The organism is Alistipes finegoldii DSM 17242 (genome assembly GCF_000265365.1).
Classification (GTDB): Bacteria; Bacteroidota; Bacteroidia; order Bacteroidales; family Rikenellaceae; genus Alistipes; species Alistipes finegoldii.
This window is the reverse complement of record NC_018011.1, coordinates 1,820,758-1,840,315: the sequence shown is the minus strand read 5'-3', so window position 1 is coordinate 1,840,315 and position 19,558 is coordinate 1,820,758. Positions and strand designations below refer to the sequence as shown.

At 63.3% G+C, this 19,558-nt stretch carries 20 protein-coding genes; 6 read left to right on the top strand and 14 right to left on the bottom strand.

Translation table 11 applies throughout. The annotated features are described in order from the left end of the window. Window positions 1-3: 3 nt before the first annotated feature. The 14 genes from dnaB to ALFI_RS07935 all read right to left on the bottom strand — a co-directional run bounded on the left by dnaB (window position 4) and on the right by ALFI_RS07935 (window position 14,881). Window positions 4-1,569 (bottom strand): replicative DNA helicase, encoded by a 1,566-nt coding sequence (gene dnaB, locus ALFI_RS08000; protein WP_009597603.1) that lies wholly within the window; start codon window positions 1,567-1,569, stop codon window positions 4-6. Between the two features lie 164 nt (window positions 1,570-1,733). Then, window positions 1,734-2,456, bottom strand: a complete 723-nt coding sequence (locus tag ALFI_RS07995; protein ID WP_014775451.1) for a ComF family protein — start codon at window positions 2,454-2,456, stop codon at window positions 1,734-1,736. Further along, window positions 2,440-4,695 carry a replication restart helicase PriA gene (gene priA, locus ALFI_RS07990; protein WP_014775450.1) on the bottom strand — a complete coding sequence of 752 codons (2,256 nt, stop codon included), beginning with the start codon at window positions 4,693-4,695 and terminating at the stop codon, window positions 2,440-2,442. The genes ALFI_RS07995 and priA overlap by 17 nt, the downstream gene beginning before the upstream one ends. Next, window positions 4,695-5,591: a YitT family protein gene (locus ALFI_RS07985; RefSeq protein WP_009597574.1), complete on the bottom strand. Its 897-nt coding sequence runs from the start codon at window positions 5,589-5,591 to the stop codon at window positions 4,695-4,697. Before ALFI_RS07985 ends, priA begins: the two co-directional genes overlap by 1 nt. 70 nt (window positions 5,592-5,661) lie before the next feature. Next, window positions 5,662-6,618: a tRNA modification radical SAM protein MnmL/YtqA gene (mnmL, locus tag ALFI_RS07980; protein WP_014775449.1), complete on the bottom strand. Its 957-nt coding sequence runs from the start codon at window positions 6,616-6,618 to the stop codon at window positions 5,662-5,664. 2 nt (window positions 6,619-6,620) lie between these two features. Beyond that, window positions 6,621-8,144: a DNA/RNA non-specific endonuclease gene (locus ALFI_RS07975; protein WP_014775448.1), complete on the bottom strand. Its 1,524-nt coding sequence runs from the start codon at window positions 8,142-8,144 to the stop codon at window positions 6,621-6,623. Between the two features lie 14 nt (window positions 8,145-8,158). Next, window positions 8,159-8,614 (bottom strand): D-aminoacyl-tRNA deacylase, encoded by a 456-nt coding sequence (dtd, locus tag ALFI_RS07970; RefSeq protein WP_009597681.1) that lies wholly within the window; start codon window positions 8,612-8,614, stop codon window positions 8,159-8,161. A 13-nt stretch (window positions 8,615-8,627) separates the two neighbouring features. Beyond that, window positions 8,628-9,314, bottom strand: a complete 687-nt coding sequence (locus ALFI_RS07965; protein ID WP_009597604.1) for an RluA family pseudouridine synthase — start codon at window positions 9,312-9,314, stop codon at window positions 8,628-8,630. Between the two features lie 103 nt (window positions 9,315-9,417). After that, window positions 9,418-9,873 (bottom strand): cytidine deaminase, encoded by a 456-nt coding sequence (locus tag ALFI_RS07960; protein WP_009597693.1) that lies wholly within the window; start codon window positions 9,871-9,873, stop codon window positions 9,418-9,420. A gap of 237 nt (window positions 9,874-10,110) precedes the next feature. Further along, complete coding sequence (locus ALFI_RS07955; RefSeq protein WP_014775447.1) at window positions 10,111-10,797, bottom strand: SIMPL domain-containing protein; 687 nt, start codon at window positions 10,795-10,797, stop codon at window positions 10,111-10,113. Between the two features lie 74 nt (window positions 10,798-10,871). Continuing rightward, entirely contained in the window at window positions 10,872-11,261 is a 390-nt protein-coding gene (locus tag ALFI_RS07950; protein WP_014775446.1) for a VOC family protein, read from the bottom strand. Then, the gene (gene rlmD / locus ALFI_RS07945) at window positions 11,258-12,667 is read right to left on the bottom strand and encodes a 23S rRNA (uracil(1939)-C(5))-methyltransferase RlmD (protein ID WP_042493438.1); all 1,410 of its coding nucleotides are present in this window, start codon (window positions 12,665-12,667) and stop codon (window positions 11,258-11,260) included. Before rlmD ends, ALFI_RS07950 begins: the two co-directional genes overlap by 4 nt. Before the next feature lie 231 nt (window positions 12,668-12,898). Next, window positions 12,899-14,038 carry a BAR domain-containing protein gene (locus tag ALFI_RS07940; protein ID WP_244265026.1) on the bottom strand — a complete coding sequence of 380 codons (1,140 nt, stop codon included), beginning with the start codon at window positions 14,036-14,038 and terminating at the stop codon, window positions 12,899-12,901. Between the two features lie 18 nt (window positions 14,039-14,056). Continuing rightward, complete coding sequence (locus ALFI_RS07935; RefSeq protein WP_014775443.1) at window positions 14,057-14,881, bottom strand: alpha/beta hydrolase; 825 nt, start codon at window positions 14,879-14,881, stop codon at window positions 14,057-14,059. 159 nt (window positions 14,882-15,040) lie between these two features. Between ALFI_RS07935 and ALFI_RS07930 the strand changes: the two genes are divergently transcribed. The 6 genes from ALFI_RS07930 to ALFI_RS07905 all read left to right on the top strand — a co-directional run bounded on the left by ALFI_RS07930 (window position 15,041) and on the right by ALFI_RS07905 (window position 19,416). After that, a complete protein-coding gene (locus tag ALFI_RS07930; RefSeq protein ID WP_014775442.1) occupies window positions 15,041-15,709 on the top strand; it encodes an MBL fold metallo-hydrolase in 669 nt (222 codons plus the stop codon). Window positions 15,710-15,773: 64 nt separating this feature from the next. After that, window positions 15,774-16,502, top strand: coding sequence for an FkbM family methyltransferase (locus tag ALFI_RS07925; protein WP_014775441.1), 729 nt, complete (start codon window positions 15,774-15,776; stop codon window positions 16,500-16,502). A gap of 23 nt (window positions 16,503-16,525) precedes the next feature. Further along, entirely contained in the window at window positions 16,526-17,206 is a 681-nt protein-coding gene (gene trmD / locus ALFI_RS07920) for a tRNA (guanosine(37)-N1)-methyltransferase TrmD (protein WP_009597642.1), read from the top strand. A gap of 20 nt (window positions 17,207-17,226) precedes the next feature. Continuing rightward, the gene (gene lpxB, locus ALFI_RS07915; protein ID WP_014775440.1) at window positions 17,227-18,366 is read left to right on the top strand and encodes a lipid-A-disaccharide synthase; all 1,140 of its coding nucleotides are present in this window, start codon (window positions 17,227-17,229) and stop codon (window positions 18,364-18,366) included. Between the two features lie 9 nt (window positions 18,367-18,375). Then, complete coding sequence (locus tag ALFI_RS07910; protein WP_009597592.1) at window positions 18,376-18,693, top strand: DUF3784 domain-containing protein; 318 nt, start codon at window positions 18,376-18,378, stop codon at window positions 18,691-18,693. 9 nt (window positions 18,694-18,702) lie between these two features. Beyond that, window positions 18,703-19,416, top strand: a complete 714-nt coding sequence (locus ALFI_RS07905) for a fumarylacetoacetate hydrolase family protein (protein ID WP_014775439.1) — start codon at window positions 18,703-18,705, stop codon at window positions 19,414-19,416. The last annotated feature ends 142 nt before the right edge of the window (window positions 19,417-19,558 follow it).

Sequence of the window (19,558 nt, the reverse complement as noted above, 5' to 3'; positions counted from 1 at the left end):
CTTCTAAAACGGCGCCTCGTCGTTCAGCGCGGGCGGATTGGGGTCGAACTCCCCGCCGCCGATTCCCGCGCCCAGTCCGCCGCCGATTCCGGCTCCCGGCACGGCGTTCGAACCGCTGGCATAGTCGTCGTAGGCCTGCTGGCTGTCAGCCGCCTGCGACGGCGGCAGCATCGTGTCATCCACGTCGGCGAAACGCGCCTGCTCCTTGAGGAAGCGCAGGTTGACGTCGCACACGGCGCCGTTACGGTGCTTGGCGAGGATGATCTCGGCCATACCCGCCGTCGGCATGCCGTTCTCGTCCTGATTGATGCCGTAATACTCCGGACGGTGGATGAAGGCCACGATGTCGGCGTCCTGCTCGATGGCGCCCGACTCGCGGAGGTCCGAGAGCTGGGGACGCTTCGAGCCGCCGCGCATTTCGGTGGCGCGGCTCAGCTGCGACAGCGCGATCATCGGCACGTTCAGCTCCTTGGCGATCGCCTTGAGCGTACGCGAAATAAAGGCCACCTCCTGCTCGCGGTTTCCTTTCGAATCCTGATTGCCGGTCATCAGCTGCAGGTAGTCGATGATGATGATCTTGATGTCGTGATGTATCTTCAGACGGCGGGCCTTCGAGCGGAATTCGAAGACCGAAAGCGCCGGCGTGTCGTCGATATAGAGCGGCGCACTGCCCAGCGGCTTGGTCGCCGATTCCAGATGCCGCCACTGTTCGGGCGTCAGACGGCCCGACTTGACGTCGTTTCCGCTCAGTCCCGTCTCAGCGATAATCAAACGCATCATCAGCTGTACGGCGGACATTTCGAGCGAGAAGAACGCCACGCCCTGCTCGTGATCGACCGCCATGTTGCGGGCCATCGAGAGCACGAACGCCGTCTTGCCCATCGAAGGGCGTGCTGCGATGATGATCAGGTCCGAGAGCTGCCAGCCCAGCGTCACGCGGTCGATGGCCATAAAGCCCGACGGCACGCCGTTGAAGGCGCTCGTATTCTTCGACGCCTCCTCGATCTGCATCAGCGCGCGGGCCAGAATATCCTTCGACGCCTGCACCGACCGCTTGACGTGTCCTTCGGCCACCTTGAATATCTCGCCCTCGGCATATCCGATCAGCTCCGTCACGTCGGTCGATTCGTCGTACGACCGCTTCTGAATCTCGGTCGCCGAGCGGATCAGCTCGCGCTGCACGTACTTCTGGGCGATGATCTTGGCGTGAAATTCGACGTTTGCGGCCGAGCCGACCTTCTGCGTCAGCTGCGCCAGATACGACGCGCCGCCCACCTTCTTCAGCTCCTTCTTGGCCTTGAGCCGCTCGGTGACGGTATAGAGGTCGATCGGTTTGAGCTCCATCGAAAGCTCCTCGATGGCGCGGTAGATCGTGCGGTGCTCCTCGGTGTAAAAAGCGTCGGGCGTGACGTACTCCTGCACGGCGATAATGCTGTCCTTTTCCAGCATCAGCGCGCCGAGCACGGCTTCCTCCAGTTCGACCGCCTGCGGGGGCACGTTGCCGGCGGTGTCGGTCAGCGCCTCGAATGCCTCCCTGTTGCGCTGGGAGGGGTTATAATCTTTAGCCATGATTTATCCTTTCGTTCAGAGCCCAAAAATAGCGATTCGGGCGGAGAAAACAAAACGGCCGCGGCAAAGTTGTTATCGAAAATCATGTTGATGACACGATTCTCCCGCAAACAGTCCCCGCAGCAGGGGATAACGCCTGTTGAAAAAGAATTTTTAATTTCCGATCACTCCCTCACCCCCAGCTCCCGCCGCGAGACGGCGAGCGCCGCGATGCTGATCCGGCATCCGGGTGCGGCGCGCAGCATCTCCCCGGCGCACGAAAGCATCGTGCTGCCCGTCGTGAAGACGTCGTCCACCAGCAGTACATGCCGCCCTTCGAGCCGTTCGGGACGGCGCACCGCGAAAGCCTCGTCCACGTTCCGGGCGCGCTCGCGCCGCGGCTTGAGGGCCTGACTCTCCGTATTGCGCTTGCGGCGGACGCTCCGGCGGTCTACCTCCGCTCCCAGCTGCGAGGCGATCCCCTCGGCGATGTACTCCGACTGGTTATACCCCCTCCTGCACCGCTTGACGGGGTGCAGCGGCAGGGGCACGACCACCTCCACCCCGTCGTACAGCCCGCTCTCCTTCAGACAGCGTCCGTACCACTCGCCCATCGCGCGGGCCGTGCGCCACGCTCCGCGGTATTTGAATCCGCGGATCAGCTCCCGCCACCCGCTTCCGTGAATGTAGTAGAGAAAACCCGAAGCCCGCTCGACGGGCAGCATGTCCCGGCACTTCGCCAGCAGGGGATTGTCCGCCTCAAGCCAGAACCCCGTCAGGGGCGCCGTCGTGCGGCACAGCGTGCACACCGTGCGTTCGCCCTGCGCGAGCGGGACGCCGCAGACGGGGCAGCGCGGCGGAAAGAAAAGCGCCGCGACGTCGCGCAGCAGGTCACTGAGGATCGACATTGCAGATGAAGGTGATCGTTTTGAATTCGGGATTTTCGGCGAACGCCTTCAGCTCGGCGGCCAGCAGTGCGCGGGCCTTGGCCGACGAAGCGCCGCTTTCGATCTTGAGCAACAGACCCGCGAGATACTCGCCGCGGATGCGGTCCACCGGGGGCGTCATCGGCCCCAGCACGCGGCGGCCGAACCTGACGCGCAGGCGCGCCGCCAGCTCCGTGACGCCGCGGCGCAGCAGCGCGACGTCGCGGTGGCGCAGCGTCAGCGAGGTCAGCCGCGCATAGGGCGGATAGAAGAACGCTTCGCGTTCGGAGAGCTGCATGCGGGCCATCCCGGCGAAATCGCCCGCCACGACCTGCCGGATCACGGGATGCCCCGGCTCGGAGGTCTGAATCACCACCTCGCCGCCGTCCGAGCGGCGTCCGGCGCGTCCGGCGACCTGCAGCATGAGCTGAAAGGCCCGCTCCGCAGCCCTGAAATCGGGGTTGTTCAGCAGGTTGTCGGCATTGAGAATCCCCACCAGCGACACGCCGCCGAAGTCGAATCCCTTCGTAATCATCTGCGTCCCGACCAGAATATCGGTCTTGCGGGCTTCGAAATCGGAGATTATGGCGTTGAACGCCCGCTCGGAGGTCACGCTGTCGCGGTCCAGCCGGGCGACGCGGGCTTCGGGGAAGAGCCGGGCGATCTCCTCCTCGACCTTCTCCGTGCCGAATCCCCGCGGCAGCACCTCCGTCACCTCGCACGAAGGGCACTTCGCCGGCACCGGGACCGTGTAACCGCAGTAGTGGCAGACGAGTCTGGCGCCGCCCTTGTGGTAGGTCAGCGTCACGTTGCAGTGCGGACAGCGGGCCGTCCACCCGCACTGAGAACACTCGACGTAGGGCGAGAATCCGCGGCGGTTCTGGAACAGCATCACCTGCTCGCCCCGCCCCAGCGTCTCTTCCATCTTGTCCAGCAGCAGTTTGTTGAAATGCGCATGCCGCTCGCCGCGCTTGGCGGCGCGGATCGTATCCGAAACGAATATTTCGGGCGGCCGGGCGTCGCCGTAACGCTCCGCCAGCACGGCGCGGCCGTACTTCCCGCCCTCGGCGTTGAGCCACGTTTCGAGCGACGGCGTGGCGCTTCCCAGCAGCGTGCGGCCGCCCCACAGGCGGGCCATCACCACGGCGCAGTCGCGGGCGTTGTAGCGGGGCGCGGGATCGGCCTGCTTGTAGCTGGCGTCGTGCTCCTCGTCCACGATTATCAGCTGCAGATGCCTGAGCGGCAGAAATATCGACGACCGCACGCCAACGACGAACTCGCCCCCTTGGGAGCGGTTCAGCCGCAGGTAGGTCTCCGTGCGGCGGCGGTTCGTAAGTTTCGAATGATAGGGGGTCACGCGGCTGCCGAAGATGCGCTCCATGCGCCCGATCAGCTGCGCCGTCAGGGCGATTTCGGGCACGAGCAGCAGCACGTCGCCGCCCCGCGCCAGCGTTTCGGCGATCAGGTGTATGTAAATTTCGGTCTTCCCCGACCCCGTCACGCCGTGCAGCAGCGCCGCAGGCTTTTCGGCGAACTGCTCCCGCAGCGAACCGAGCGCTTCGCGCTGCGGCGCGGTCAGTTCGGGCAGCCGGAACGCCGAGCCGCCCCGCTCGACGGTGCGTTCGCGCTCCGTGCAGACGATATGCCCCTTGCGCTCCAGCGCATGCAGCACGGCATAGTCGGCCCGCAGCAGGCGGCGGGCCACCTCGCCCGTCGAAATCCGGGTCTCGTCCCCCGCCGACGCGATCTCCAGCAGGGCTTCGTACTGCTTGGGCGCGCGCCGTCCGAGCTTCTCGAAGACCTCGTGCAGGCGCCCTTCGTCGTGCAGCTCCCGCGCCAGCGCCACGTAGCACTCCGTGCGGGGGCGGAACTCGTCTTCGGCGAACTCCTCCTCGGTATCGCCCGAAGGCTTCATCAGCGACGGCAGCGCCACGCGCATCACCTCGCCCGCCGAACACATGTAGTACGCGGCGATCCACTCCCAGAGCGCCTTTTGCTGCGCCGAGAGCAGGGGCGCGTCGTACAGCACGCGCTGTATGGATTTGATTGTCCTGAACGGCGGACGGCGGTCATGCACCCGCCAAACGACGCCCGTATAGAATTTGCGGGGCCCGAACTGCACGGCTACCGCCGTCCCCTCCGCCACGTGCATCCCTTCGGGCACGGCGAACGTATAGGCGGGCTGCGCCAGCGGCAGTACTATGTCGGCATAGAGGGGCATCAGAGTTTGTTGAGCGCCTGAAATCCCTTGCCGTAAACGCCCATCACCGACCCCACGGTCATAAAGGCGTCGGGATCTATCGTCTTGACGAATTTCAGGATCATCGCGGTCTCGCGCTTGCGGCATACCACCATGACGATTTTCGACTGCTTCTTGGTGTACCACCCCTGCGAGTCGATGAGCGTCACGCCGCGGTGGATATTCTCGACGATGGCCTCCGCCATCTTCTCATAGTCGTGCGTCACGATGAAGACCTGACTCGACTGCTGGTTCCCGGCCATGATCATATCGACCGTATAGCCGAAGACCGCCGTCATCACATAGCCGTAGATCACCGTGTCGATATGGAATCCCACGAGCATCGACGATCCGATGATGACGAAATCCGAGTAGATGACGATCTTGCCGTAGCTGATCGTGCGGTACTTGTTGATGATCATCGCGGCGATGTCCGTGCCGCCCGTCGAGCCGCCCTGCGCGAAGCACATCGCCACGCCCATGCCGGCCAGTATGCCGCCGAGGATCACCGACAGAATACGTTCGAGGTGGAGGAAGTCGCCCTCCGGCAGCACCGACTGCCAGAAGTTCATCCCCAGCGAGATCACCACGACGCAGTAGACGGTCTTCACGCCGAAGTTCCAGCCGATGATGAATCCCGCGATCAGCAGCAGTATTCCGTTGATGATGAATACCATCGTACCGATCTGAATCGAGACGCCGAGCCACTCCTCGACGGCATGGCACAACACGAGCGACAGACCCGCGGCCCCTCCGCCGACGCCTTTGGCGGGCAGGATGCAGCCGATCCACGCGAAAGAGTACATGATCATGCCGACCGTCATCAGGAAATACTCCTTGACGGGCTTCAGCATCAGCTCCTTAATGATGGGTTTCATTTCGGTACGGAAATATTAGCAATTGCAAAGGCAAAGATAGTGCAAACTGAGGGCAAAAGCAAGTTCGAACCTATCGCAGCGACTGTAAAGGTACAAAAATTTCGCCTTGATACGCATTTCGTTCCTCCAATCTTTTTTCGAGCATCGCCAGCAGCTGTTCGTTGCGCACCAGCCCCCAGTTGCGGCCGTAATGGTAGCGGGGCGGCGCCTCGCTCGCGAACCGTTCGACGACCAGATCGGGCCGCAGGCGGCGCAGCACCTCGACAAAAAGGTCGATGTACTCGCCGATCTCCCAGAAGCGGAAGCGGCCGGGGTCGGCGTCGTATTCGGCGGCCATCGCCGTGCCGCGGAAGAGCTGCAGCTGATGGAATTTCAGCGTCGTGAGCGGCAGCGAATTGATCGCCGCGACCTGCTCCAGCAGCATCGCGTCCGTCTCGCCCGGCAGTCCGAGGATAAAGTGCGCCCCGACGTGCAGCCCCCGCGCGGCGGTCATCTCCACGGCGCGGCGCGCGCAGGCGAAGTCATGCCCGCGGTTCACCGCCCGCAGCGTCTCGTCGCGGGTCGATTCGATGCCGTACTCGACGGCCACGTACCTCCCGCGCGCCAGCTCCGCGAAATAGTCCAGCTTTTCGGCGTCCACGCAGTCGGGCCGCGTGCCGACGACGATGCCCGCCACGTCGGGATGCGCCAGCGCCTCGCCGTACACCTCCTTCAGCCGCTCCAGCGGCGCATAGGTGTTCGAAAACGACTGGAAGTAGACCAGATACTTCGACGCCGTGCGGTAACGCCTGCGGTGGAACTCGATCCCCTCCTCGATCTGCCGCCGCACCCCCTTGGCCGGCACGCAGTACGAGGGAGTGAACGCCCCGTTGTTGCAGAACGTACATCCTCCCCCGCTTATCGTTCCGTCCCGGTTGGGACACGTGAACCCGGCGTCCACCGACAGTTTCTGCACGCGGCAGCCGAACATGCGGCGAAAATACCCCGAATAGGAGTTGAACCGCCTGTTATCGCCCCACGCATACATCGCTACAATCCCCAGTCCGAAGGGTTATAGGTATCCTTGGGCGCATTGGGCACGTTGGTAAAGAACTGGAACCCGCTCAGCCGCTCGACCTCCGCGACGCTGCGCATATCGCTGCGCGAGGGTTTGTGCCCCTTCTGCATGGCGTGGCTCATCACGAAGGCCGCGCACTGCAACTCCTCGCGCGAACAGTGCAGCACCGATTTGCCGGACTTGGCGTTCTTCGTCCGCAGCATGGCGTAGTAGAACATGGTCGGAACGCCCGCCTGCTGACCGCCGAAGGCGGCCTTCTTGGGCGAAGCCGTATTGCCGTACGAGTCGGTCCACGTCTTGTAGTAAGCCCCGACGACCACATAAAGCGTATCGCCGACACTGGAATTCTTGGTCGCGTCCCAATACTTGTCGATCACGTCTTCGAGGTTGTTCCACGCGCCGCCGCCCGTATTGAAGGTCCCGCTGTGCTGGGGCGCGATATTGGTGTAATAGCAGACCTGCCTGCGCATGACGGCCGTTCTCGAACGTTCGCGGTTGCCCAGCATGTGGCCCTTGTTGTAGGGATCGGCGAGGGACTTCGACGCCGGCTGTATGCCCGCCGGAACATCCGGATCCTGACTGTAGCTGCGGTTCCCGCTCTTGGTCACATAACAGTTGTGCAGCGGCGCGGCCACCCATACGGGACCGTGATTCTCGGCGCTGTAACATACCGTGTAGTTGCGGGCGTTGTAGTTTCCGACCTTGAAGTCGCTGATCGTATGGTAGGCGTAATGGTAATCGCCGTTCTTCACCTCGACGGGCAGTTCGGGCCAGCCCGAAAACTTCGTCAGCCCCGGATTCGGACCGGGTCCGGGCCCGTCGCCCGCATCGGTCGTAAAGGCCGCCTCTCCGCTCTCATAGGTCTTTCCGCCCGCAGCGACGCACAAACGGAACGTATAGTCCGTCGAAGCGTCCAGCCCCGAAAGCCGGACGCTCTTCGCGCCGGGCTGCGCACTCACGGCTTCGCGTTTCGAAACGCCGCCCGTCCCGTAGAGGAAATAGACCTCGGAAACAGGCTCCGCACCCTGATAGGAGAACGTACAGCTCACCACCGCCGAAGAGGAGGTCACCTCCGAGTAGGCGGGCTGTCCGAATGCCGGCGCATTCCCCGGATCGCTTCCCTTCCCGGTCCGGAAGGAGACCGATTCGCTCTGCATGCGCCCTGCGCCGCCCAGCTCCAGATAAGCGTACACCAAGTAGTCGGTTTCGGGTTCGAGGTCGCTCAAATGGCACGAAAGCGCATTCCCGCTCACCTCCACCGGCTCGGCGTCGAAATAGCCGTCCGCGGCTCCGATCCGCGTGTATACGAACCCCGCGCCGCTCTCGGTCAGCACGCCGTCGGCGAATTTCGTGCGGCAGGAGATCTCCGCCGTCGTTCCCGAAACCACCGCTTCGGGTTTCAGGAACCATGTGTCCCCCTTCTCCGCGCCGTCGTCTCCGCAGGAGGCGAAACCTGCGGAAATACCTGCCAGCAAAACTGTCAATAATCTTTTCATCTTCTATTTTTCGGTTAACAATCCCTCATTTTGGAATCTATCCAGATGGTCACCGGACCGTCGTTCACCAGCGCCACCTGCATGTCGGCGCCGAACTCCCCCGTCGGCACCTCCCGGCCCAGCAGCTCGGCCACGCGGGCCGTGAAACGCTCGTACATCGGGCGCGAGACGGCTTCGGGCGCCGCCCTGACATACGACGGGCGGTTGCCCTTGCGGGTCGAAGCCTGCAGCGTGAACTGGCTCACCACCAGCACCTCGCCGCCGACCTGCCGCACGTCGAGGTTCATCACCCCCTGCCCGTCGTCGAAAATCCGCAGACGGACCAGCTTGCCCGCCAGATACTCCATATCTTCGTCCGTGTCCTCCACGCCCACGCCGACCAGCACCAGCAGGCCCTGCCCGATCCGGGACAGCTCATCGCCGCCGACGCTGACGGAAGCGTTCTTCACGCGCTGAATCAACAATCGCATATTTTCCGGGAAATCAACGGGTTTCGAAATAAGCCCACAGGTTGTCGTCCGCAGGCGCGGGAGCCGTGACGCTCACGGGTTCACGGCGCACGGGGTGTTCGAACTCGACCCGCCGCGAATGGAGCGAGATGCCGCCGCCGGGCAGCGAACGCCGCGCGCCGTATTTCAGGTCGCCGCGGATCGGACACCCGATCTTCGAGAGCTGGGCGCGGATCTGGTGGTGACGCCCCGTCAGCAGCTCCACCTCGACGAGCGTATAGTTGGTCCCCGCCCCCAGCGTTTCGTAACGCAGGCGCGCCTCCTTGGCGCCGGGCTTCGGCCCGTCGCAGGCCCGCGAGCGGTTGGTGCGGGCGTCGCGCAGGATGTAGTGGCGCAGTTCGCCGCTTTCGGGGTCGGGCGTCCGTTCGGTCAAGGCCCAGTAGACCTTGCGGATGCGGCCCTCGCGGATCATCTCGTTGAGCCGCGTCAGGGCCTTCGAGGTCTTGGCGAACAGCACCGCGCCGCTCACCGGACGGTCGATGCGGTGCACCACGCCGAGGAACACGTCGCCGGGCTTGGCGTCGCGGCGTTTGACAAAGGCCTTTATCTGGTCTTCGAGCGCGCTTTCGCCCGACGGATCGGGCTGCACCAGATCGCCGCAGCGTTTATTGACGATCAGCAGATGATTGTCTTCGTAGAGGATATCTTCGGGAGTGAACATTTTTCGGGTATTTCTAAAAGCGGCCTGTACTTCAACGCAACGTTTCTCCGCCGTCGGCGGGCCGCGCCGCCGAAGCCGGTATCTCGGACATGCTCGCTGCGGGTCAGAGCACGAACGTGAAGGGCAGCAGCAGCGCCGCCGAATCGACGGCCGTCGCCGTGCCGCCGCCGCTCATGATGACCCGCATGGGCGCGCCCTGACGGCGTTCGACGTCCACCATCACCTGACGGCACTGGCCGCAGGGATAACATTCGCGCTCCGAGGGATCGGAAGCGATCGCCAGCGTCTCGATCGGATCGTCGGCATAATTGGCCTGCGCATAAAACATCAGCGTCCGCTCGGCGCAGAGTCCCGCAGGATAGACCTCGCTCTCGAAATTGCTTCCGTAGAGGATTTTCCCGCTGCGCAGCCGCGCAGCCGCTCCCACCCGGAACTTCGAATAGGGCGCATTGGCGTTGGCCGTGGCCCGTTCGGCCTCCCGAACCAGCTCACGGTCCGCATCGGACAGCTCGGCAAGAGCCGCATAATGCTCGTAGTTGAAACAAAACTGTTTTTCCATAACTCCTCCTTTTTTAAAGGGTAAAGTAAACAAAGATAGTATAATTTTTCGGAATCCGCACCATCCGGCACCGTTTTTCGCATCCGGCGGGCTTCGTCCGCGACCACGCCCGGCCTTCCTCCGCGCTCCGCCCGCGAATCCGGGACCCGAAGCGCGACAACCTCCGTCCGCGACACCCTGAGACGACGAAGAGGACGCCCTTCGCGGGACATCCTCTTCGCATATGCCGCCGGAGAGCTACTCCAGCACGAATTTCGCCTGCACGTTATACTGCAGCTTGATGGTCTTGAAGTCGAGCGGTTCGTCCGCCGCGGCCTCTTCGCCATACCCGGTCTTCGCACTGCGCATCACGGCCATGTTGTCATACAGCACCGGCATCACGTTGTTGTTCGAGTCGTAAATATAGAAGCACTTGCCGACATTCTGCCCGATCGCCCCGGCCAGCGTCTGGGCGCTCTGCTTGGCGTTCTGCATCGCTTCGACGCGCACCTGCTCCTTATACTCGTCGATCTTCGAGTGCGACACCTTCAGGATCGAAACGTTCGAGATGCCGAGTCCGTCGAGCGCCTGCCACACCTTGGCCACCTCGGCCGAGGATCCCAGCTGAAGCTGGTACTTGGCCGTCGCCACCGAAGTGTTCTTCTTGAAGAACTCGCTCGAAAGGTTGGCCACCTTCAGCTGCTTCTCGACGTTCACGCCCAGCCGCTTGAGGGCCGCGATCATGTCGCGCTGCTGGCTCTCGACCGAAATCTTGCCCTTCGAATCGCGCTCGTTGATGACGATCGAGAGGTAGAACTCGTCGGGCGTGATCTCCTTCTCGGCGCGTCCGTTCACCTGAATATAGCTGGGGAAAGCCTCCTGCATCTGTGCCGCCGCGGGAAGAGCCATCAGCGCCACCGCCGCCATTAAAATCAGTTTTTTCATATTTTCCGTTTTTTAGGTAACTGTCTTGCAAATAAAACGCCAAAAATCCGAAATACTGCATCCCCTCTCCGGAATCATGCCTTGAACGACCCTATTTCGATCAGGTTGCCTTCGGGGTCGGCCACGTAGCAGGTGCGCTGGCCCCACGGTTCGGTTGTGGGTTCCATGACGGGCCGGGCGCCTTTGGCGACGACCTCGCGGAAGGCCGCATCGACCGCCGCATGGTTTTCGACGCTCAGGGCAATCTCGTAATGCCCGTTCACCGGGCCGGCATAGCCGAACCTGCGGCCGGTCATCTTCTCGAAATCCGCCCTGCGGTAGAGCAGGAACAGCGTTCCGTCCTTTTCCAGATAGACGTTCGAGGCGTTTTCATCCTCGCGGATCTCGAATCCCAGCACGTCGCGGTAGAAGCGGACCATGGCCGGCATCCGCTCGACGAATATCCCGAAACCGTCCAGTCTCATCGCCGTACGAGTTTCACGACGTTTTCCACATGGTGCGTGTGGGGGAACATGTCCACGGGCTGTACCGCCTCGACGCGGTAATCGGCGTCGAGCAGCGCCAAGTCGCGGGCCTGCGTGGCGGGATTGCAGCTCACGTAGACGATCCGCCGGGGCGCGGCGCGCAGGATCACCCCGATCACCGGCTCGTCCACGCCCGCACGCGGCGGATCGAGGATGATCACGTCGGGACGGCCGTTGGCGGCGACGAACCCGTCGCTCAGCACCTGCTTCATGTCGCCCGCATAGAAAACCGTATTCCCGATGCCGTTGATCTGCGAATTGACCTTCGCATCGGCGATCGCTTCGGGCACATACTCCACGCCCACCACCCGGCGGCACCGCGCGGCGCAGAAATTGGCGATGGTCCCCGTCCCGGTGTAGAGGTCGTAAAGCACGTCCTCCGGTTTGAGGTCCGCGAACTCCCGCGCCACCTTGTAAAGCTCGTACGCCTGCGCCGAATTGGTCTGGTAAAACGACTTCGGCCCCACCTTGAACCGCAGCCCCTCCATCTCTTCGACGATATGGTCCTTGCCCTTGTAGCAAACCGGATCGAGGTCCCCGACCGAATCGTTGAACTTGGTGTTGACGATGTAGAACAGCGACGTGATCTGCGGGAAATTCGCCGCCAGATGGTCCAGCAGCGCGGCGATCCGCTCCCGGTCGTCCTCGCCGAACACCACGATCACCATCACCTCGCCCGTCGAAGCCGTGCGGACGATCATGTTGCGCATCAGCCCCCTGTGTTCGCGGGCGTTGTGGAACGTGTAGCCGTTTTCGATGCAGAAGCGTCTGGTCTCGGTGCGGATGTCATTCGACGGATCGGGCTGGAGCCAGCACTTGTCGATGTCCAGCACCTTGTCGAACATGTTGGGAATATGGAATCCGAGCGCGGGCGCGGCATCGAAGTCCGTCCCGCTCTCCACCTCTTCGCGCGTCAGCCAGCGGCGGTCGGCGAAGGTGAATTCGAGTTTGTTGCGGTAAAACCGGGTCTGCTCCGAACCCAGACAGGGCGCGATCTGCGGCAGTGCGATCTTGCCGATGCGCGTCAGCTGGTCGCGCACCTGCTCGGTCTTGAAGCGCAGCTGCTCCTCGTAGGGCAGGTTCTGCCACTTGCAGCCCCCGCAAACCCCGAAATGGGCGCAGAAGGCCTCCGCGCGCAGCGGCGATTTTCTGACGTAGCGGACCACGAATCCCTCCATGAACCTGCGGCGCTTGGAGCGTATCTGCACATCCACCACGTCGCCCGGAACGGTCAGCGGCACGAACACCACCACGTCGTTCCAGCGTCCCATCGCCTTGCCTTCGGCGGCGAGCGTCGTTATTTCAAGCCCCTCGATGAGGGGATAATTTGCCTTTTTGCGAGCCATCGTCTTCCAATTTGCGGCAAAGATAGTGCAAGGCGAGAGCAATGCCAAATTTATTTGGACATTGCCGAGCCGCCGCCTATGTTCTGTAAAGATAGTGCAAACTGAGGGCAAAAGCAAGTTCGCTTGCATTTTGCCGAAGCGCCGCCCTCGTCCTTCACCTCCGCCGACACGGCGATCTGGCCGCCGCACCCGTTCCGTTTCAGACACCCGCAGTCCGGTCGGGACCGCCGCCTACTCCTTTCTCTTCGCTCCGGCCCTCGCCCTCACGCCGCCCAGCCAGAACCCCAGCGCAAAGGGTCCCCCGATCAGCACCGCGAGCGCCAACACCACGTACAGCAACACCTTGCCCACCAGCCCCGGCACCGCGTCGAGCGTCGTCCGCACCACCTCGCCGGCCGTCTGCCGCAGCTGCTCGACCAACGCCTGCCGCTCTCCGGTCACATACCGCTGCAGCTCGTCGCGCTGGCGGTCGAAATCGGCAAAGGCGTTATCGACGCTGTAATTCATCGTATATATCAGCTGCGTCACCTGTTTGTTCAGCTCGTCCAGCACCCGGTCCGATATTTCGGGCAGATGCTCGGCCACGACGACGATGCGCGTGAAACTGCGTTCGAGCGAGTCGAGGCGCGCCCCGACCTCCATGCGCAGGCTGTCCTGCTGCAGCTGCATTTCGAGAATGTCCTTCGACCAGCCGACGCTGCTGGCCAGTTGCTGCGTCTGGCTGCTCACGCGGTCGTTCACGTCGGCCAGCACTTCGGCGATCGAACCCGTCGCATAGGCGTGCTCTACGCCGTTCTCGCGCAGGAACTCGATCCACGCAAGGGTGGTGTTCGCAGCCTCCATCCCCTCTTCGGAGGGATTGTCCCGCACATACTGCGCGACAAAACGCTCCATCAGCGCGTAACGCTCCTCCGCCAACACCTGCCGCGCCAGCCGCGCGGCCCGGCGGTCGAGCCGCGCCGCCGCATCGCGCGCCATGCCGCTCTGCGCCCCGAACAGCAGCGAATCGGGCGTCGCCGCAAAGCGTTCGTTCATCCGCCGGCAGAGTATCCACATGTCGGCCAGCGCCACATCGGGAATTCCCTGCATGGCGGCCGAGACGCCCGCCCGCGTAGCGCGTATCTTCCACCGCACGGCGGCGACCCGCGTAGCCACATCCGGCGCCGCTTGGGCGATCGAATCGGCCGTGCGCGCCACCTCTGCGGCCATGTCGTAATAGAATCCGCGCGTCATCGTCCGCACGTTCATCTCCTCTTTCGACAGGGGGTCGCCCGTAGCCACGGCGACCTTCAGCAGCGAACACCCCGTCAGCGCAAGCGCGGCGCACAAGGCTGCCGCGGCCTGCAAAAGCGCATATCCGTTTATTTTCATAGCTCCGATTCTACACAACTACCGCTCCATTTTCCGCTCCATCTCGCGGATATAGCGCACCGCCGCAAAGTGCCCGGCCTGCGGCATGTTGCCGTGGTCGAAGCCGTCGAACTCGTAAATCCGCACGTCGGGATGCCCCGCCACGCGCATCATGCGCCAGAAGTAGGCGTTCTCCTCGTAGCGGCCCAGCATCTCCCGCTCCCTGTCACCCGAAAGGATCAGGATCGGTCGGCAGTCGGGCCGCACGTAATTGAGCGGCGCCATGTCGTCCACCACCACCTGCGTGTCGGGAATCCCCATCTCGCGGCGGCGCGCGAAGTGGGTCACCACCTGCCCGCTGTAGGGAATCAGCGCCGCGAAGGTCGTGTCGGGGTCGATGCCGTAGGGTTCGAGCCAGCGCTTGTCCAGCCCGATCATTGAGGTCAGGTAACCGCCCGCCGAGTGGCCCGCCACGAAAATCCGCCGCGGATCGCCGCCGTACTCGGCGATATGCTTCACCACCCACGCCGCCGACGCGGCCGCATCGTCCACGCAGTCGGCCACCTTCACGTGCGGCGAGAGCCGGTACTCCACGCCCACCACGGCGAATCCCTTCTCCTTCAACGCTTCGGGGATATCGCGCCGCCCGCCCGTCAGGCCGCCGCCGTGATACCATATGACGGTCGAGAAGCCTTCCTTATCCGCCGGATAATAGAGGTCCAGCCGGCACATCGTGTCGATGTTCCGGTCGCCCCCGGCGTCGCGGTAGGCGATGTTTTTCACGGTCCTGTAGGCACCCGGCCGGGCCGCGGCTCCCGCGCCGCACACGGCCAGCGCGAAAATCAAAGCGACGAGTCGTTTCATGTCGAGTAAGTTTATTCGGGTCATAAAGATAGGTAAAATCCGGTAAAAAACGCTATATTTGCCCATGATAAACATCCGCCCGGAGACGATGCGGCCCGGCCCGTCCGGTCTGCACAGTCTTTGCACAAATACATTACGATTCCGAAAAACGACCGAATTATGAAAATAGCCTGCCTGCAATTCAACCCGATACAGGAAAACACCTACGTCGTCTGGGACGACACCTCCGAAGCCGTCGTCATCGACGCCGGCAACAGCAATCCGCGCGAAGACGCCGCACTCGACAACTTCATCGCCCAGCACGGACTCAAACCCGTTCTGGCGGTCAACACCCACGGCCATTTCGACCATACGCTGGGCGTGGCGCACCTCAAGAAACGCTACGGCATCCCCTTCGCGCTCTCGTCCAAGGACCAGTTCCTGCTGGACAACGCCTCGACCAGCGGCAGCATCTTCGGCGTTCCCGTCGGCGAGATGCCCGCGGCGGACCTCGACCTCGACACGACGCCCGAAATCCGCTTCGGCCATACCGTCATGCGCGTGATCCATACCCCCGGCCACACCCCCGGCCATGTGGCGCTGTTCGACCCCGAATCCAAATCGCTCTTCACGGGCGACACGCTCTTCCGCGAGTCGATCGGCCGCACCGACCTGCCGGGCGGCGACTATTCGTGGATCATGCGCTCGATCCTCGACTCCCTGATCCCGCTGGGCGAAGAGGTCCGCGTCTACCCCGGCCACGGCCCCGAATCGACCATCGGCCACGAAATGCTCTACAACCCCTTCGTCGTCGAGGTCCTCAACCAAGAAGTGAACTACAAGAACTGAGGCTCCGCCTCGACACCGCAGCGGATGCCGTCCGGGAAAATCCGCTCCGCAAACCTCCGGAAACGTGAAGACACTGATCCATAAAATCCTCTACCGAACCCTGCCGCTCGAAGGCTACCTGCGCGCCGTGAGCCGCCTGTTCTTTTTCTGGCAGCGGCTCGGCATCGGGCGTTACGCCCCCGCCACCGAATACGTCTACCACCTGCCGCAGCTCGTCCGCGCGGGCGACACGGCCGTCGACATCGGCGCCAACCTCGGCTACTACGCCCGCACGCTCTCCCGGCTGACCGGCCCGGCGGGCAGGGTCTACGCCGTGGAGCCGGTTCCCCCGATCCTCGCCGTCCTGCGCCGCAACCTCCGCCGCTGCCGCAACGTCGAGATACTCCCCTACGCGCTGGGCACCGAGAACAAACCGATCACGATGGCCAACGACTCGGCGCGCGAAACGGGCTACTTCGGCACGGGACAGAACTTCGTCAACGACAGCGGCGCGGTCGCCGCCGCGCAGTTCTCGGCCCAGATGCGCCGGGGCAGCGAACTCTTCGCCGGACTCGAACGCCTCGACTTCGTCAAATGCGACATCGAAGGCTACGAAGTCGTGGTGCTGACCGAGCTGCGCCCGCTGCTCGAACGCTTCCGCCCCACGGTGCTCGTCGAGACGGGCGGCGGCAACCGCCCCCGCATCGTCGAACTCTTCACGGCGCTGGGCTACAAGGCTTTCACCCTCGAACACGGACGGGAAATCCCCCTGACCGCCGCAAGCGCCAAGGACATCATCTTCCGTCCGCAGTAATTTCAATTTTTCAATTCAGAAACATGCGCATCGACATCCTGACAGTCGTCCCCGAACTGCTGACCTCCCCGCTCAACGAATCCATCCTGCACCGCGCGCAGGAGAAGGGTCTGGTCCAGATCGTCGTCCATAACCTCCACGACTACGCCCACGACCGCCGCAAGACCACCGACGACTACCCCTTCGGCGGCGAAGCGGGCATGGTCCTCAAGTGCGAACCGGTCTTCGAACTGATCGAGAAACTCCAGTCCGAGCGGCATTACGACGAGATCATCTACACCTCGCCCGACGGCGTCCGCTACGACCAGCACGAAGCCAACCGGCTTTCGACGCTCGACAACATCATCATCCTCTGCGGCCACTACAAGGGCATCGACCACCGCATCCGCGAACACCTCGTCACGCGCGAAATCTCGATCGGCGACTACGTGCTGACGGGCGGCGAGCTGGCGGCCTGCATCATCGCCGATTCGGTCGTGCGCATCATTCCGGGCGCCATCGGCGACGAAGCCTCGGCCCTCACGGACAGCTTTCAGGACAACCTGCTGGCGCCTCCGGTCTACACCCGCCCCGCCGAATTCCGCGGCTGGCGGGTCCCCGACGTCCTGCTTTCGGGCAACTTCGCCCAGATCGCCCGCTGGCAGGAGGAACAGTCCTACCAGCGCACCCGGCAGCTCCGCCCCGACCTGCTGAACGAAGAGTAACCGCAACAAACCGCAAAGGCATGAAATACTACCTCATCGCCGGCGAGCCTTCGGGCGACCTGCACGGCGCAAACCTGATCGAAGGGCTTCGCAAGGCCGATCCCGAAGCGCAGTTCCGCTTCTGGGGCGGCGACCGCATGGCCGCCGTGGGCGGCGCGGCGAATCTGGCGAAGCACTACCGCGAAACCTCGTTTTTCGGCATCGTGCAGGTACTCAAAAACCTGCGGACGATCAAACGGCAGATGCTCGAATGTCAGGCCGACGTGGCGGCGTTCGCCCCCGACGTGCTGATTCTGGTGGACTACCCCGGCTTCAACATGAAGATGGCCCGCTGGGCCAAGGAGCACGGCATCCGCACCTTCTACTACATCGCCCCCAAGGTCTGGGCGTGGCGCGAATGGAGGGTGAAGGCGATCCGCAAATACGTGGACCGGCTCTTCATCATCTTCCCCTTCGAACGCAGCTACTTCCCCCGGCACGGCATCGAACCGATTTTCGAGGGCAACCCGCTCGTGGACGCCATCGAGGCGAAACGCGCCGCGCTCCCCTCGCCCGACGAATTCCGCCGCCGCAACGGATTGGACGGGCGGCCGATCGTCGCCCTCTTGGCCGGCAGCCGCCGGGGCGAGATCCGCGACAACCTGCCGCTGATGGCCGACCTTTCGAAGAAGTTCCCCGGCCACCAGTTCGTCGTCGCGGGCGTGTCGTGGCTGGACAGGGCGCTTTACGAACAGTACATGGCCGGCAGCGACATCCGCTACGTCTGCGACCAGACCTACGAAACGCTCGCCGCGGCCGAAGCCGCCGTGGTGACCTCCGGTACGGCGACGCTCGAAACGGCGCTGCTCGGCATTCCCGAAGTGGTGGTTTACAGAACGTTATGGTTTCAGGTTAAACTACAGCCTTACGTATTGAACGTGCCTTGGGTGTCGCTCGTGAACCTCAACCTCGGCCGCGAGGCGGTTGCGGAGATCATCCAGTCGGGGCTCGACATCACGCGCGCCGAGCGCGAACTGCGGGCCGTCGTCGAAGGCGGCTCCAAGCGCGAAAAGATGCTCTCCGACTTCGACGAATTACGCAAAGTTATCGGAGGTCCCGGCGCCAGCGACCGATTCGCCGCCCGGATGGTCGCAGAGCTGCATGCGACCGAAGCACAATAACCTGAAGTTATGGACGAAATTTTCATACACATCCTCACCGGCGTATTCCTGATCGTCGTCGGACTGCTGGTCAAGCGGTTTCCGATGCTGATTGCGGGCTACAACACCATGCCTGCGGAGAAGAAGAAAAACGTCGATATCGCAGGGCTGTCGTCGTTCATGCGGCGGCATCTGGTGATTATCGGGGCGTTATGGGTTTTACTTGCAGTAGTCCTGAACCTGACAGGCCAGCAGGATGCCCTGCCGGTCGTCTATGTAATTTACCTTCCGGTCTACGTCGTCTGGATGCTGGTCCGGGCGCAGCGGTACGATCACAACAAACAGTAACGGAAAACCATGAAAATCATCTGCATAGGACGCAATTACGCCGCGCACGCCGAGGAGCTGAACCACCTGATAAGGGGCGGGGCGGAAGACCCGGCCGAACGGTCTCGGCAAGCCGGGGGCGGAGCGGAGACTCTGCCGGAACGGAACCGGCCGGGCTGCGGGGAGTGTTCCCCGGAGCCGATCTGGTTCCTGAAACCCGACACGGCGCTGCTGCGCAACAACGACCCGTTCTACATTCCCGCCTTTTCGCAGGAGGTGCATTACGAGTGCGAGCTGGTGGTGCGCATCGACCGCGTGGGAAAGAGCATCGCCGAGCGTTTCGCACACCGTTATTACAAGGAGGTGGGGCTGGGCATCGACTTCACGGCCCGCGACCTGCAGCGGCAGGCCGCCGCCGAAGGTCTGCCGTGGGAGCGCAGCAAGGCGTTCGACCGCTCAGCGGCGATTTCGCCGGAATTCGTATCTTTGCAGGAGCTGGACGGCGACGTGCAGAAGCTGCACTTCACGCTGGAGGTGAACGGCCAGACCCGCCAGACGGGCGACACGCGGCAGATGCTCTTTACGGTGGACCGCATCATCGCCGCCGTATCGCGGTACATGACCCTGCGCATGGGCGATTTGATCTACACCGGCACGCCGGCCGGAGTGGGACCGGTCAGCCCCGGCGACAACCTGCGGGCCGTGCTCGAAGGGCGCGAACTGCTGAATTTCGACATACGCTGACGGCGCGGAGACAGACTCCGCACCGATAAAAAGACGATTATGCGCCCTTCGCTCCGACGCTCCGCATCGCCGGTTTCGCCGCACGGCGGCAGGAGGCCCTTCCGGGGCGGACCGGATTTGCAAACGCCGCCAAAGGCGGCGG